Here is a 14,823-nt window from a genome sequence, read left to right as displayed (position 1 = left end):
ACCCGCACGGAAGGCGTCCGCGGGCAGGCGCCCCGGCGCCGGGCGACGGGAACCGAGACGACCGGTGACTCCCCGGCACCGGGGCGGTCCCCCGTCTCCCTCCGGCGCGGGGCGCCGGCCCGGCGGCGGGCTCCCGCGTTCAGCGGGGCGTCCGGGACCCGGCGGCGCACAGGGCGAAGCCCAGCGCGAGCAGCGCCACGCTCGCGTAGACCTCGTAGCCGTCGAGGAAGCCGATCCGCCGCACCACACCCCAGCGCAGATCGGTGACCTCGTGCAGCAGGCCCATCACGCCCTGCGTCAGGGCGAGGAATCCCAGCAGTCCAAGTAGCCGCTTCATGCCCTGACCCTCGCCCGGCCGGCCGCCGCTCCGCATCGGCCGCGGGGCGAGACGGCGCCGACGAAAGCAGCCGGTCTCCGCGGCCGCGCGGGCCGGAAGTCGCCGGCGGCGCGACTTCGGTCGGCCGGCCCCGGCGAAGGAGGGTGGGCCGGGCCGCCCGTGCGTAGATTTGTCGACCGTGACAGCCGACAGTACGCAGCAGACAGGCCCGGCCTTCGAGGGACGCCGGTGGCTGTTCCCGTCCGCCCTGGTCCATGAACTCGTCCCGGACACGGGGCGGCCCGGACGGCCGCCCCGGCGCACGGCGCGCGACTGGGTGGTCGACTTCACCTGCTTCCTGCTGGCCGTCGGCCTCGGCCTCGCCGGCGCGGACACCGTGTCCGGCGACCCCGGCACCCCGGACGCCGTGGCCGCCGCCGACCAGGTGCTGGGCGCGCTCGCCTGCGCCGCCCTGTGGCTGCGCCGCCGCCTGCCGGTCGCGCTCGCGGTCGTGCTGACGCCCGTCGGCATGGTGTCCCTCACCGCGTCCGGAGCGGCCCTGCTCTCCCTGTTCACGCTCGCCGTCCACCGGCCCTTCCGCTACACGGCGTGGATCGGCGGCGTCAACGTCGTCACCATCCCGCTCTACGTCTGGCTGCACCGGGATCCCGGGCTCCCCTTCGCCGCGGACGTCGTGCTGACCGCCCTGCTCACCGTCTCGGCCATCGGCTGGGGCCTGTTCGTCCGCGCCAAGCGGCAGCTCATGCTGAGCCTGCGCGACCGCGCCCGGCGTGCCGAGACGGAGGCGCGGCTGCGCGCCGAACAGGCCCAGCGGCTGGCCCGGGAGGCCATCGCCCGGGAGATGCACGACGTCCTCGCGCACCGGCTGACGCTGCTGAGCGTCCACGCGGGCGCCCTGGAGTTCCGCCCCGACGCGCCCCGCGCGGAGATCGTCCGGGCGGCCGGTGTGATCCGGGAGAGCGCGCACGAGGCCCTCCAGGACCTGCGGGAGATCATCGGCGTGCTGCGGGCGGGCGAACCGGACGATGCCGGGGGCCGCCCGCAGCCGACCCTCGCCGCGCTGGACACCCTGGTCGACGAGTGCCGCCGGGCCGGCATGAAGGTCGCCCTCGACAGCCGGGTCGCCGACCCCGCGGCCGTGCCCGCCGCCGTGGGCCGGACGGTCTACCGCATCGCCCAGGAAGCCCTGACCAACGCCCGCAAGCACGCCCCCGGAACCGAGGTGACGGTGTCCGTCACCGGAGCCCGGGGCGAGGGCCTGGCCATCGTCGTGCGCAACTCCCCGCCCGAGGGCGACGTCCCGCCCGTCCCCGGCTCCGGCCAGGGGCTGATCGGCCTGACCGAGCGCGCCACGCTGGCCGGCGGGCGGCTGGAGCACGGCGCGGAGGCGGACGGCGGATTCGCCCTGCGGGCCTGGCTCCCCTGGAACTGAGCCGTCCGCCGCGCGGCGCGTCCCTGCTCGGGTGCCGCCGCGCCGCACGCCCCGCGGGGTTCCCGCGCGCGGCCCACCCCCCGGGTGGTGCCGGAACGCCGCCGGGCCCGCCCCCTCGCCCGCGACCGTGATTACGTGAGGCCATGACTACGATCAGACTGCTGCTCGTCGACGATGATCCGCTGGTGCGGGCCGGGCTGTCCTTCATGCTGGGCGGCGCCGACGACATCGAGATCGTCGGTGAGGCCGCCGACGGCGCGGAGGTCGCGGCACTGGTCGAGCGCACCCGCCCGGACGTCGTCCTGATGGACATCCGGATGCCGGCCGTGGACGGACTGACCGCCACGGAACTGCTGCTGGTCCGCGAGGACGCCCCGCAGGTGGTGGTCCTCACCACCTTCCACGCCGACGAGCAGGTGCTGCGCGCCCTGCGCGCGGGTGCCGCCGGATTCCTCCTCAAGGACACCCCGCCCGCCGAGATCGTCGACGCCGTGCGCCGGGTGGCGGCCGGCGATCCCGTCCTGTCGCCCGCCGTCACCCGCCAGGTGATGCGGCAGGCGGCCGGCTTCGCCGCCGGCGCCCGGCGCTCCCGCGCGCGTGAGCGACTCGCCGTCCTCAACGACCGTGAACGCGAGGTCGCCGTCGCGGTCGGCCGGGGCCTGGCCAACGCCGAGATCTCCGCCGAACTGTTCATGAGCGTCGCCACGGTCAAAGCCCACGTCTCCCGCGTCCTGACCAAGCTGGACCTCGGCAACCGGGTCCAGATCGCGCTGCTGGTGCACGACGCCGGCCTGCTGGACGAGGACGGCGCCGGGGAGCCCCGCAGGTGCTGACGGCACCGGGCGGCACCGGATCGCCGCGCGGCACAGACGGGCGCCGACGGGTGCCGTCGCGCGTTGGACGGGACCTCCACGCCGGAAGTCATCGGCCCGGGCGCGGCGGCTCACCCCGGCAGGGACTCCGCCGCTCCCGCGATCTCCGCCAGGCGGACCGGCCGGCGCTCCCGCCGGGACAGCTCGCACGCCTCCGCGATCCGCAGGGCCTGCAACGCCTCACGCCCGTCGCAGGGGTTGGGCCGCTCGCCGCGCACCACTTCGACGAAGGCCGACAGCTCCGCCTCGTAGGCGGGCCCGAAGCGGTCCACGAACCCCGTCCACGGCTTGTCGGCGGCCGGCGGGCCGGCCGGCTCGGTGGACGCGATCGGCGTACGGTCGTCCAGTCCGACGACGATCTGGTCCAGCTCGCCGGCCAGTTCCATGCGGACGTCGTAACCCGCGCCGTTCAGCCGTGTCGCGGTCGCCGTGGCGAGCGTGCCGTCGGCGAGGGTGAGCAGCGCCGCACCCGTGTCGACGTCGCCCGCCGCGCGGAAGACCGGCGGACCGGCGTCGGAGCCGGCCGCGTACACGTCCACGACCTCCTGCCCGGTCACCCAGCGCAGGATGTCGAAGTCGTGGATCAGCGTGTCCCGGTACAGCCCCCCGGACACCGGCAGATAGGCGGCCGGCGGCGGCTCGCGGTCGCTCGTCAGCGCGCGGACGGTGTGCAGCCGGCCGAGCCGTCCGCACCGTAACGCCTCCCGCGCCCCCGCGTAGCCCGCGTCGAAACGGCGCTGGAAACCCATCTGAAGGACCGTCCCGGCCGCCTCCACCTCGGCGAGCGCCCGCAGCGTCCCCGGCAGGTCGAGGGCGATGGGCTTCTCGCAGAACACCGGCAGCCCCGAGCGCGCCGCCCGGGCGATCAGCTCGGCATGGGCCGCGGTCGCCGTCGCGATCACCACGGCGTCCACACCCCACCGGAAGACGTCGTCCAGCCCCGGCGCCGCCGTCTCACCCAGCCGCTGCGCCAGCCGCTGGGCACGCGTGGCGTCCGCGTCCGTCAGGATCAGCGAGCCGACGTCGCGATGGCGGCTGAGGGTGTTCGCGTGGATGGTGCCGATGCGGCCCGTACCGATGACCCCGATGCGCATGTCATCAAAGTGGGCTCCCGCCCCACTCCCTGTCAATGTCCATGTCCGGACAACCTGACTACACGACTTCCCGTCATCAGCGCACGGAGCTACGCTCGGGCCGTGCCGAAATCAGAAGGGGCCCCGACCGTGTCGCTCGACCTCACCGTGGACCGCGGCAGTCCGGTACCGCTGTACTTCCAGCTGTCGCAGCGGCTGGAGGCGGCGATCGAGCGCGGGGACCTGACGCCCGGCAGCCTGCTGGGCAACGAGATCGAACTCGCCGCACGTCTCGGCCTGTCGCGGCCCACCGTCCGCCAGGCCATCCAGTCGCTCGTCGACAAGGGCCTGCTCGTGCGCCGCCGCGGCGTCGGCACCCAGGTCGTGCACAGCAGGGTCAAGCGCCCCTTGGAGCTCAGCAGCCTTTACGACGACCTGGAGGCGGCGGGGCAGCGCCCGGCCACCAAGGTGCTGGTCAACACGGTGGTCCCCGCGACCGCGGAGGTCGCGGCCGCCCTCGCCGTCCCCGAGGGCGGCGAGGTGCACCGGGTGGAGCGGCTGCGGCTGGCGCACGGGGAGCCGATGGCGTACCTGTGCAACTTCCTGCCGCCCGGCCTGCTCGACCTCGGCACCGGGCAGCTGGAGGCCACCGGCCTGTACCGGCTGATGCGCGCCGCGGGGATCACGCTGCACAGCGCCCGCCAGTCCATCGGGGCCCGCGTGGCCACCGCCGCCGAGGGGGAGCGGCTCGGCGAGGCGGAGGGCGCCCCGCTGCTGACCATGGAGCGCACCACGTTCGACGACACCGGCCGCGCGGTGGAGTTCGGCACCCACATCTATCGGCCGTCCCGGTACTCCTTCGAGTTCCAGCTGCTCGTGCGGTCGTGAAGCGTGCTGCCCGCGCGGGCGGCGCGACGGGCGTCCGGCGTGCGGTCCGGGAGGCTTGCGCCCGGCCGGGAGCCCGCCCGGACCGCCGACGCAATAGTCATGATGTCATGACAAAGTGACTGGCGTATGCTCCCCGGAGGCGTGGTGCCCAAGGCCCATGTCCGACAATGGGGCGTTTGCGGCCGGTCGGAGAACCGGCCCCACCTACGACAGAGCACGGCAAGAAGGGCACGGCCTCGTGGCACGGTTTCGGACCTGGGTAGGCATCGCGGTGGCAGGAGCGCTGTCGTTGTCGCTCGCCGGATGCAGCAGCACCGGCGGCAAGCGCGCCGAGGACGCCCGCAAGGCCGCGGCGGCCCAGGGCAAGGCGGCGGTGAACACACCGCGCTGGACCTTCGCGATGATCACCCACTCCGGTGATGGCGACACGTTCTGGGACATCGTCCAGAGCGGCGCCGAGCAGGCCGCCGTCAAGGACAACATCAACTTCCTGTACTCGCACGACGACGAGGCGCAGCAGCAGGCGCAGCTCGTGGACGCGGCCGTCGACAAGAAGGTCGACGGGATCATCGTCACACTCGCCAAGCCGGACGCGATGAAGGCCGCCGTGGCCCGCGCCCGCAAGGCGGGCATCCCGGTGATCACCGTGAACTCCGGCTCGGCCGAGTCCAAGGAGTTCGGCGCGCTCACCCACATCGGCCAGGACGAGACGATCGCCGGTGAGGCGGTCGGCGAGCAGCTGAACGAGCGGAAGCGGAAGAAGGCGGTCTGCGTCCTGCACGAGCAGGGCAACGTCGGCCACGAGCAGCGCTGCGACGGCGTGGAGAAGACCTTCGACGGCACCGTCCAGCGGCTGTACGTCAACGGCACCAGCATGCCGGACGTGCAGTCCGCCATCGAGGCCAAGCTCCAGACGGACAAGTCCATCGACACCGTGGTCACGCTCGGCGCCCCCTACGCCGACACCGCCGTGAAGGCCAAGCAGGGCGCGAACAGCGACGCCGAGATCGACACCTTCGACCTGAACGCCAAGGTGGCCGCCGGGCTGAAGGACGGCACCCTCGGCTTCGCCGTCGACCAGCAGCCCTACCTCCAGGGCTACGAGGCGGTCGACCTGCTGTGGCTGTACAAGTACAACGCCGACGTCCTCGGTGGCGGCCGGCCGGTGCTGACCGGCCCGCAGATCATCACCAAGGACGACGCCGACGCGCTGGCGGACTTCACCAGGCGGGGGACGCGATGAGCGCCACCACCGACGCGAAGACCTCCGGCGCGAAGGACGAGAGGACGCTGCGGACCTCGCCGCTGCGCAAGCTGCTGGGCCGTCCCGAGCTCGGCTCGGTGGTCGGCGCCCTCGCGGTGTTCGTGTTCTTCGCCCTGGCCGCCGACAGCTTCCTGCGCGCCTCCAGCCTCAGCACGGTGCTGTACGCCGCCTCCACCATCGGCATCATGGCCGTGCCCGTCGCGCTGCTGATGATCGGCGGGGAGTTCGACCTGTCCGCCGGTGTCATGGTGACCACGTCGGCGCTGGTGTCGTCGATGTTCAGCTACCAGATGACCGCGAACGTCTGGGTCGGCGTCGGGGTGTCCCTGCTGGTCACCCTGGCGATCGGCGCCTTCAACGGCTTCATGCTGACCCGGACGAGACTGCCGAGCTTCATCATCACGCTCGGCACCTTCCTGATGCTGACCGGCATGAACCTCGGCTTCACCAAGCTGATCGACGGGACCGTCTCCACCAAGACCATCGCCGACATGGAGGGCTTCCCCTCCGCCCGCGAGGTCTTCGCCTCGACGCTCACCGTCGGCGGCGTCGACATCAAGATCACCATCGTGTGGTGGCTCGCGCTGGTCGCCGTCGCCAGCTGGATCCTGCTGCGCACCCGCGCGGGCAACTGGATCTTCGCGGTCGGCGGCAACAAGGACGCGGCCCGCGCCGTCGGCGTCCCCGTGCACAAGACCAAGATCGGTCTCTACATGGGCGTGGCCTTCGGCGCCTGGGTCGCCGGCCAGCACCTGCTCTTCTCGTACGACGTCGTGCAGTCCGGCGAGGGCGTCGGCAACGAGCTGATCTACATCATCGCCGCCGTCATCGGCGGCTGCCTGATCACCGGCGGCTACGGCAGCGCCATCGGCTCGGCGGTCGGCGCGCTGCTGTTCGGCATGACCAGCAAGGGCATCGTCTTCGCCGAGTGGAACCCGGACTGGTTCAAGTTCTTCCTCGGAGCCATGCTGCTCCTCGCGACCCTGCTCAACGCCTGGGTCCGCAAGCGCGCGGAGGCCACCAAGTGACGCAGACCGCACCGCGTACGGCGCTCGTCGAGCTGTCCGGCGTCGGCAAGCACTACGGCAACGTCCGCGCCCTCGAAGGGGTCTCGCTGGAAGTCCACGCCGGCGAGATCACCTGTGTGCTGGGCGACAACGGCGCCGGGAAGTCGACGCTCATCAAGATCATCGCCGGGCTGCACCAGCACGACGGCGGCACGCTGGCCGTCGAGGGGGAGGAGACCCGCCTGTCCTCCCCGCGCGAGGCCCTGGACCGCGGCATCGCCACCGTCTACCAGGACCTGGCCGTCGTCCCGCTCATGCCGGTGTGGCGGAACTTCTTCCTCGGCTCCGAGCCGCGCAAGGGAAGCGGGCCGTTCAAGCGCCTGGACGTCGACCTGATGCGCGAGACCACCCGCGCCGAGCTCCTCCGCATGGGCATCGACCTGCGCGACGTGGACCAGCCCATCGGCACCCTGTCCGGCGGCGAGCGCCAGTGCGTGGCGATCGCCCGCGCGGTGTACTTCGGCGCGAAGGTGCTGGTCCTGGACGAGCCCACGGCGGCGCTCGGCGTGAAGCAGTCCGGCGTCGTGCTGAAGTACGTGGCGGCCGCCCGCGACCAGGGCCTCGGCGTGGTGCTCATCACCCACAACCCGCACCACGCGTATCTGGTCGGCGACCGGTTCGTGCTGCTGAAGCGGGGGACGATGGTGGGCAACTACACACGGGACGAGATCACCCTCGACGAGCTGACCCGCCAGATGGCGGGCGGCAACGAACTGGACGACCTCCGCCACGAGTTGCAGCGGCCCTAGGGACGAAGGCAGCGGTGCCATCCGGCGCGCCGCCCGCGCGGGCGGCATGGCGCGCACCGCCCCGTCGCTCCCCGTACGACACGCAGCGTGAGCGTACGGCAGAATCGGCCCCGATGAGCACCTACCGCGACCTCACCGCCCCCATCGGCTCCCGCCGGGCCACCGTGCTGCGCACGGTGGGCACCCGGGAGCGCCGCTCGCACCTGACGGCGCCCCGCGTGCCCACCGTCGGCATCGACATCGGCGGCACCAAGGTGATGGCGGGCGTCGTCGACGCCGACGGCAACATCCTGGAGAAGCTGCGCACCGAGACCCCGGACAAGTCCAAGAGCCCCCAGGTCGTCGAGGACACCATCGTCGAGCTGGTCCTGGACCTGTCCGACCGGCACGACGTGCACGCGGTCGGCATCGGCGCGGCCGGCTGGGTCGACGCCGACCGCAACCGCGTGCTGTTCGCCCCCCACCTGTCCTGGCGCAACGAACCCCTCCGGGACCGCCTCTCCGGCCGGCTCTCGGTGCCGGTCCTGGTCGACAACGACGCCAACACCGCCGCCTGGGCGGAGTGGCGCTTCGGCGCCGGCCGCGGCGAGGACCACCTCGTCATGATCACGCTCGGTACCGGCATCGGCGGCGCGATCCTGGAGGACGGGCAGGTCAAGCGCGGCAAGTACGGCGTCGCCGGCGAGTTCGGCCATATGCAGGTCGTCCCCGGCGGCCACCGCTGCCCGTGCGGCAACCGCGGCTGCTGGGAGCAGTACAGCTCCGGCAACGCCCTGGTCCGGGAGGCCCGCGAGCTGGCCGCCGCCGACTCGCCGGTGGCGTACGGGATCATCGAGCACGTCAAGGGGCAGATCCCCGACATCACCGGCCCGATGATCACCGAGCTGGCGCGCGAGGGCGACGCCATGTGCATCGAGCTGCTCCAGGACATCGGGCAGTGGCTCGGCGTCGGCATCGCCAACCTCGCCGCCGCCCTCGACCCTTCCTGCTTCGTGATCGGCGGCGGGGTCAGCGCCGCCGACGACCTGCTGATCGGCCCGGCGCGCGATGCCTTCAAGCGCCAGCTCACCGGCCGCGGCTACCGCCCCGAGGCCCGCATCGTCCGGGCCCAGCTCGGCCCCGAGGCCGGCATGGTCGGCGCCGCCGACCTGGCCCGCCTGGTCGCCCGCCGCTTCCGCCGGGCCAAGCGCCGCCGGGTGGAGCGGCACGAGCGCTACGAGAAGTACGCGGAGGCCCGCCGGTCGGCCCGGGAGGCGTCGTGACCGGTGACCTGCCGCACCAGGCCGGCTCACCGGAGGGCCCCGGCGGGCCCGCCGGGGAGCGCCGCCGGGTGATCCGCCGCCGGGCCCTGACGCTGCTCATCATCGTGCTGCTCATCGGCATCCCGGCCGGATACCTGGTGATCTCCGCCAACCAGAGCCGCGACAGCGGCCGGGACAAGGAGGAGAAGTACTCCGCGACCGGCCTCACCACGGGCTGGCCGTCGAAGCTCCAGCGCCGCCTCTACCAGGTGCCGGTCCCGCACCCCGCCGCCAAGGTCGCGTACTACGAGACGAACAACTGGAAGACCAGCCGTCTGTACGTCCAGTTCGAGACCACCGGCGCCGGACTGGACGCCTTCCTCGCGGGCGTGGGCGTCCACCGGGGCGACCTGGAGCGGGACGCCGTCACCATCAGCGCCCGCGACCAGCGGATCACCGGCTGGGACTTCACCGGGCCCGGCCCCTGGCAGGGCCTCGTCCACGAGCAGGAGAACCCCGCCCCCACCCACGACATAGTCGTCAACACGGCCGACCCGGACCGCCCGATGGTGTACGTCGTCTCCCGCACGGTTCCCTGACCCCCGGGCCCGGGCCGGGCTCCCGCGTGGAGCCGGAGGCCGGGGCCCAACGTTCAGAGGTTCGGGCGGGGCATCCCGCGGTGGTCCCGTTGTCCCGGCCCCGGGGTGTCCCGCCGACGCCCGGCCGTCCTCCGGACCGGCCTCCGGGGCCGATTGTCAGACCCCGCCCGTACAGTCGAAGACATCTGGTCGGACACACGGGCGGGAGGTGACAGGACGTATGAGCGACAGGGCCGCGCCACCGGCGCCCGCGCGGGCGCCGGGGGAGTCCGCCCCGGACGTCCCCCTCCGGCTCGCCGCCGTGTTCCTGCCCGCACCCCTCCCGCGCCAGGGCCGCGTCGCCTTCTGGGATCCCGAGGGCGGTGACCTGCCCGCCCACGATACGGAGCTCACCGTCGTACGGCGGCACGGCACCGGTGTGCGGCGCGGGACCGCGCCCGCGCGGGCGCTCCCGCTCGCCGAGGCCCTGCCCCTGCTGGTCCGCGCCCGCCACACCCCGGCCGCCCACCCCGCCACCGCCTGCTGGGGCGCCGCCGCCCTGCACGCCCTGCGGCTCACCGCGCGCGGCCGGCTCCTGCCCGGCCTGACGGCGACGGGCCACGACGCCTGGCGTGCCGGGCCGCTGGAGCCGGACGACCTCGCGCACCTGCGCGCGGTGGCCGCCGCCCTGCCCCCGGAGGGACACGCGGTGCCGCTGGAGGGCCCGGGACCGATCCGCCTGCCCGAGCCGGAAGCGCTGATGCGCTCCTTCCTGGACGCCGTCGCGGACACCCTGCCCCGCACCCCGGCCGCGCCGCACGTCTCGGGCGGGCCCTTCGCCGGGCAGGACCCCCAGCACCTGCCCGGGGCCCACGACTGGGCCGCGGAGGTCGCCGCCGGCATGGACGCCGGCGTGCGGATCTCGCTCCGCCTGGACCTGTCGGCGTACGACCTGTTCGACCGCGGCGACGACAGCGGCGTGCGCGGCGCCGGTGCCGCGATCGTCCAGGTGCACAGCCTCGCCGACCCCACCCTGGTGACCGACGCCGCCGACCTGTGGGCGGGAGCGGCGGACGCGGCCTTCGGGCCGCGCGCACGCGTGGACGCCGCCCTCGCGGTGCGCCGGGCGGCCCGGGTCTGGCCGCCGCTGGACCGGCTCGCCCAGCAGGACGTCCCCGACATCCTCGCCCTGTCCGAGGAGGAGCTCGGCGACCTGCTGGGAGTGGCGGCCACCCGGCTCGCCGCGGCCGGCGTCGCCGTGCACTGGCCGCGCGACCTCGCCCAGGACCTGACCGCGACGGCGGTGGTCACGCCCGCCCCGGGCTCGGCGACCGACGGCACCGGGTTCTTCGAGAGCGGAGAGCTGCTGCGGTTCCGCTGGCAGCTCGCCCTCGGCGGCGATCCGCTGACCGAGGCCGAGATGGACACGCTCGCAGAGGCCCACCGGCCCGTCGTACGGCTGCGGGACCGCTGGGTCCTGGTCGACCCGGCCCTCGTCCGCCGGGCCCGCAAGCGGGAGCTGGGCCTGCTCGACCCCGTCGACGCGCTGTCCGCCGCGCTCACCGGCACCGCCGAGGCCGACGGCGAGACGGTCGAGGCGGTGCCCGTGGGCGCCCTGGCCGCGCTGCGCGACCGGATCACCGCGGGGGTGCGCCCGGCCGAGCCGCCGCCCGGCCTGCACGCCACCCTCCGCGACTACCAGCTCAAGGGCCTGGCCTGGCTCGACCTCATGACCTCCCTGGGCCTCGGCGGCTGCCTCGCCGACGACATGGGCCTGGGCAAGACGGTCACCGTCATCGCCCTGCACCTGAAGCGGGCGCGCGGCGAGCCCACGCTCGTGGTCTGCCCGGCCTCGCTGCTCGGCAACTGGCAGCGGGAGATCCACCGGTTCGCCCCCGGCGTCCCCGTGCGCCGCTTCCACGGCCCCGACCGCACCCTGGACGGCCTGACCGGCGGCTTCGTCCTCACCACCTACGGCACCATGCGGTCGGCGGCACCGGAACTGGCCGGGCGGCCCTGGGGCATGGTCGTCGCCGACGAGGCGCAGCACGTGAAGAACCCCTACTCGGCCACGGCGAAGGCTTTGCGCACCATCCCCTCCCCGGCCCGCGTGGCCCTCACCGGCACCCCGGTGGAGAACAACCTCTCCGAGTTGTGGGCCCTGCTCGACTGGACCACCCCCGGGCTCCTCGGCCCCCTCAAGTCCTTCCGCGCCCGGCACGCGCGCGCGGCGGAGAACGGCGAGGACGCCGAGGCGGTGCGGCGCCTGGCCCGCCTGGTCCGCCCCTTCCTCCTGCGCCGCCGCAAGTCCGACCCCGGCATCGTCCCCGAGCTGCCGCCGAAGACCGAGACCGACCACCCCGTCCCGCTGACCCGCGAGCAGGCCGCGCTGTACGAGGCGGTGGTGCGCGAGTCGATGCTGGCCATCGAGACCGCGCAGGGGATGGCCCGCCGGGGACTGGTGCTCAAGCTGCTCACCTCCCTGAAGCAGATCTGCGACCACCCGGCGCTCTTCCTGAAGGAGGAGCACCCGTCGCAAGCGGGCGACCGGCAGGCCGCCCGCTCCGGCAAACTCGCCCTCCTCGACGAACTGCTGGACACCCTGCTCGCGGAGGACGGCTCGGCGCTGGTCTTCACCCAGTACGTCGGCATGGCCCGGCTCATCACCTCCCACCTGGCCGCCCGCGCGGTCCCGGTGGACCTGCTGCACGGCGGCACGCCCGTGCCGGAGCGGGAGCGCATGGTGGACCGCTTCCAGGCCGGGCAGAACCCGGTGCTCGTGCTCTCCCTGAAGGCGGCCGGCACCGGCCTGAACCTCACCCGCGCGGGCCACGTCGTCCACTTCGACCGCTGGTGGAACCCGGCCGTCGAGGAGCAGGCCACCGACCGCGCCTACCGCATCGGCCAGACCCAGCCCGTCCAGGTCCACCGCCTGATCACCGAGGGCACCGTCGAGGACCGCATCGCCGAGATGCTGGAGTCCAAGCGGGCCCTGGCCGACGCGATCCTCGGCTCCGGCGAGTCCGCCCTCACCGAACTGACGGACCGTGAGCTGTCCGACCTGGTGTCCCTGCGGAGGCCGTCATGACGCCCGGACCCGCCGACGAGGCCCGCCGCGCCCTGCGGGCCGCACGGGAGCGGCTGGAGACCACGCCGGGGCGGCCCCCGGCGGCCGACGCCGGGCCCCCGCGGCACCCGGCGGCGGAGCAGACCCCGGCCGCCGCCGGTGCCGCACACCCGGAGGACCCCTCGGACGCCGCCGACGCGGGGGCGGCCGGCGACCCCGTCCCACCCGGCGACGCGGCGGCTCCCGCCGGTGCGGCACCGGCCCACCCCGGCCCCCGTCCGGCCGACGCGGCCCGCGCGGCGCTGCGGCAGGCGGCGTCCCTGCGGCACGCCGTGCCACGGGGCGCCGAGGACTCACCGGCCGCGGGCGCGGCCGCCGGTGGCACGGTCACGCTTGACGCCTCCGCGAACACCCCGGAGGCGGAGCCGGACGCCGTCCCGCCACGGGACCCGCGCCCGTCCGGCGCCGTACCCGACCCCGCCCGGGCGGACCGGCGCTCCCGAGACGACCGAGCCGGAGCCCGCCCCGGGGACGCCGCGCGCGAAGCCCTGCGGGCGGCCCTCGACGCGCGGCAGGCACGGACCGCCGACGCGGCCGAGGACGCCGGGAGCGCCTCGCGCCCGCCGCGCCCCGCACCGTCCGCCCCCAGCGAGGCCGCCGTCCGGGCCCGCGCGGTACGGGAGCTGCTCGCGGACGCGTTCCGGCTGCCGGCCGGCACCGGCCCCGCCGCGGAGACGCCCGCCCCCGCCGCCGATCCCTCCGAGCCGTCCGCCCTCCCCGGGAGCAACGACCTCACCGGTATCCCCGAGCCGCCCCCGGCCCCCCGGCCCGGCGCCTCCCGCCCACCGGAGCCGTCCCGTCCGCAGTCGGCCGGCCCGCCCTCGGCGCCCCCGGCCGTGAGGCACCACGCCGACCCGGAACAGGCACGCCGAGACCACCCCGCGCCACCCGCCGCACCCCGGGCTCCCCGCTCCATGGCCGCCCCCGGGCGCGACGGCGAGCACCGGCGCACCTTCCCGGCCCTCCCCACCCGCACGACGCCCGACGGGGCGTTCGCCGAGACCTGGTGGGGCAACGCGTGGGTCGCCGCGCTGGAGGAAGGGGCGCTGGACGCCGAACGGCTCGCGCGGGGACGCGGATACGCGGAGCGGGGGCACGTCGACGCGATCACCGTGACCCCCGGGCTCGTACTGGCGTATGTACGGGGCAGCCGGCCGCGCCCGTACCGGGTGCAGGTGCGGCTGCGCACCCTCGACGACGCCGGGTGGGAGCGGTTCCTGGACACCGCCGCCGAACGGCCCGGACACATCGCCGCCCTCCTCGACAAGGAACTGCCCCATTCCCTCGCGGACTGCGGCGTCCCCCTCCTGCCCGGCCCCGGCGACCTCGTTCCGCGCTGCAACTGCCCCGACTCCGGCCATCCCTGCAAGCACGCCGCCGCCCTCTGCTACCAGACGGCACGACTGCTGGACGCCGACCCCTTCGTGCTGCTCCTGCTGCGCGGACGCGGCGAACGCGAGCTGATCGACGCCCTGTCCCGGCTGAGCGCCGCCCGAGCGGCCCGCGCCGCCCGGTCCGGGCAGCCGGCACCGCTGCCCGGCATACGCGCGAGCGACGCGCTGGCGCCTCGTCGGCTTCCGCCGCTGCCGCCGCCGTTGCCCGCGCCCCCGCACCCCGAACAGCCTCCCGTCTACCCGGCGGCGCCCGGTGGACCGGATCCCTTCGCGCTGGACCAGCTGGCCACCGACGCCGCCGCCCGGGCGCACACGCTGCTCACCACGGGCCGAGACCCGGTGGGTGAGCTGACGCTGTGGCAGGACGCCGTCCGCCTCGCCGCGGCCCGCCCCGGCTCCGGTCTCACCGCCGCCACCCGGGCCCTGTACGCCTCCCTCGCCGCGGCCACCGGCCGCACCACGGCCGACCTGGCGCGCGCGGTGGCCGCCTGGCGACAGGGCGGCCTGGAGGGCCTCACCGTCCTCGAAGCGCCCTGGGACCCGCCGGCCGGCCGCTTCGACCGGGCCCGGCCCCTCCTGCTCGCCGCCGACCTCCCCGCCTTCCGGCCCTGGCGCAACCGCCTCACCCACCCGCACGGCCACATACAGCTCCGCCTGGGCCGTGACGGCCTGTGGTACGCCTACGAGTCGGAACCGGGCCATGACGACTGGTGGCCCCGCGGCACCCCCGACCTCGACCCGGTCGGCGCCCTGACGGGCCTCGGCGTCCCCGGCGACTCCTGACACCCGTCGGCCGGCCTC

The 14,823-nt window shown here is 74.9% G+C and carries 12 protein-coding genes; 10 read left to right on the top strand and 2 right to left on the bottom strand.

Annotated features, from left to right (window positions below; genetic code table 11):
• Positions 1-139 precede the first annotated feature (139 nt).
• Positions 140-337: a hypothetical protein gene (locus tag AB0L74_RS26435; protein ID WP_365657274.1), complete on the bottom strand. Its 198-nt coding sequence runs from the start codon at positions 335-337 to the stop codon at positions 140-142.
• Between the two features lie 169 nt (positions 338-506).
• Here AB0L74_RS26435 and AB0L74_RS26430 point away from each other — a divergent pair, with 169 nt between their 5' ends.
• Together AB0L74_RS26430 and AB0L74_RS26425 are read left to right on the top strand one after the other, a co-directional pair.
• Positions 507-1,769, top strand: a complete 1,263-nt coding sequence (locus AB0L74_RS26430) for a histidine kinase (protein ID WP_365657271.1) — start codon at positions 507-509, stop codon at positions 1,767-1,769.
• Positions 1,770-1,912: 143 nt separating this feature from the next.
• The gene (locus tag AB0L74_RS26425; RefSeq protein WP_365657268.1) at positions 1,913-2,602 is read left to right on the top strand and encodes a response regulator transcription factor; all 690 of its coding nucleotides are present in this window, start codon (positions 1,913-1,915) and stop codon (positions 2,600-2,602) included.
• Positions 2,603-2,712: 110 nt separating this feature from the next.
• Here the strand turns inward: AB0L74_RS26425 and AB0L74_RS26420 are convergent, their stop codons facing one another.
• Complete coding sequence (locus AB0L74_RS26420) at positions 2,713-3,735, bottom strand: Gfo/Idh/MocA family oxidoreductase (protein ID WP_365657265.1); 1,023 nt, start codon at positions 3,733-3,735, stop codon at positions 2,713-2,715.
• A gap of 129 nt (positions 3,736-3,864) precedes the next feature.
• Here AB0L74_RS26420 and AB0L74_RS26415 point away from each other — a divergent pair, with 129 nt between their 5' ends.
• The 8 genes from AB0L74_RS26415 to AB0L74_RS26380 all read left to right on the top strand — a co-directional run bounded on the left by AB0L74_RS26415 (position 3,865) and on the right by AB0L74_RS26380 (position 14,805).
• Complete coding sequence (locus AB0L74_RS26415) at positions 3,865-4,602, top strand: GntR family transcriptional regulator (protein ID WP_365657330.1); 738 nt, start codon at positions 3,865-3,867, stop codon at positions 4,600-4,602.
• Positions 4,603-4,840: 238 nt separating this feature from the next.
• Complete coding sequence (locus AB0L74_RS26410) at positions 4,841-5,845, top strand: sugar ABC transporter substrate-binding protein (protein WP_365657262.1); 1,005 nt, start codon at positions 4,841-4,843, stop codon at positions 5,843-5,845.
• Entirely contained in the window at positions 5,842-6,894 is a 1,053-nt protein-coding gene (locus AB0L74_RS26405; RefSeq protein WP_365657259.1) for an ABC transporter permease, read from the top strand. Before AB0L74_RS26410 ends, AB0L74_RS26405 begins: the two co-directional genes overlap by 4 nt.
• The gene (locus AB0L74_RS26400; protein WP_365657256.1) at positions 6,891-7,682 is read left to right on the top strand and encodes an ATP-binding cassette domain-containing protein; all 792 of its coding nucleotides are present in this window, start codon (positions 6,891-6,893) and stop codon (positions 7,680-7,682) included. The genes AB0L74_RS26405 and AB0L74_RS26400 overlap by 4 nt, the downstream gene beginning before the upstream one ends.
• A gap of 113 nt (positions 7,683-7,795) precedes the next feature.
• Entirely contained in the window at positions 7,796-8,944 is a 1,149-nt protein-coding gene (locus AB0L74_RS26395) for an ROK family glucokinase (RefSeq protein ID WP_365657253.1), read from the top strand.
• Entirely contained in the window at positions 8,941-9,522 is a 582-nt protein-coding gene (locus AB0L74_RS26390) for a sugar kinase (protein WP_365657250.1), read from the top strand. Before AB0L74_RS26395 ends, AB0L74_RS26390 begins: the two co-directional genes overlap by 4 nt.
• 220 nt (positions 9,523-9,742) lie before the next feature.
• A complete protein-coding gene (locus AB0L74_RS26385; protein WP_365657247.1) occupies positions 9,743-12,589 on the top strand; it encodes a DEAD/DEAH box helicase in 2,847 nt (948 codons plus the stop codon).
• Positions 12,586-14,805 carry an SWIM zinc finger family protein gene (locus tag AB0L74_RS26380; protein WP_365657244.1) on the top strand — a complete coding sequence of 740 codons (2,220 nt, stop codon included), beginning with the start codon at positions 12,586-12,588 and terminating at the stop codon, positions 14,803-14,805. Before AB0L74_RS26385 ends, AB0L74_RS26380 begins: the two co-directional genes overlap by 4 nt.
• Positions 14,806-14,823: the final 18 nt, after the last annotated feature.

The organism is Streptomyces sp. NPDC052020 (assembly GCF_040680575.1).
In the GTDB taxonomy this organism is placed as follows: domain Bacteria; phylum Actinomycetota; class Actinomycetes; order Streptomycetales; family Streptomycetaceae; genus Streptomyces.
Note: the sequence above shows the minus strand (reverse complement) of the source record. Positions and strands in the feature narration are given on the sequence as shown.

What these genes read in the sequence shown, in the direction of transcription:
- AB0L74_RS26435 (WP_365657274.1), bottom strand. Translation starts at nt 337, where the DNA reads ATGAAGCGGCTACTTGGACTGCTGGGATTCCTCGCCCTGACGCAGGGC.
- AB0L74_RS26425 (WP_365657268.1), top strand. Translation starts at nt 1,913, where the DNA reads ATGACTACGATCAGACTGCTGCTCGTCGACGATGATCCGCTGGTGCGG.
- AB0L74_RS26420 (WP_365657265.1), bottom strand. Translation starts at nt 3,735, where the DNA reads ATGCGCATCGGGGTCATCGGTACGGGCCGCATCGGCACCATCCACGCG.
- AB0L74_RS26405 (WP_365657259.1), top strand. Translation starts at nt 5,842, where the DNA reads ATGAGCGCCACCACCGACGCGAAGACCTCCGGCGCGAAGGACGAGAGG.
- AB0L74_RS26395 (WP_365657253.1), top strand. Translation starts at nt 7,796, where the DNA reads ATGAGCACCTACCGCGACCTCACCGCCCCCATCGGCTCCCGCCGGGCC.
- AB0L74_RS26385 (WP_365657247.1), top strand. Translation starts at nt 9,743, where the DNA reads ATGAGCGACAGGGCCGCGCCACCGGCGCCCGCGCGGGCGCCGGGGGAG.
- AB0L74_RS26380 (WP_365657244.1), top strand. Translation starts at nt 12,586, where the DNA reads ATGACGCCCGGACCCGCCGACGAGGCCCGCCGCGCCCTGCGGGCCGCA.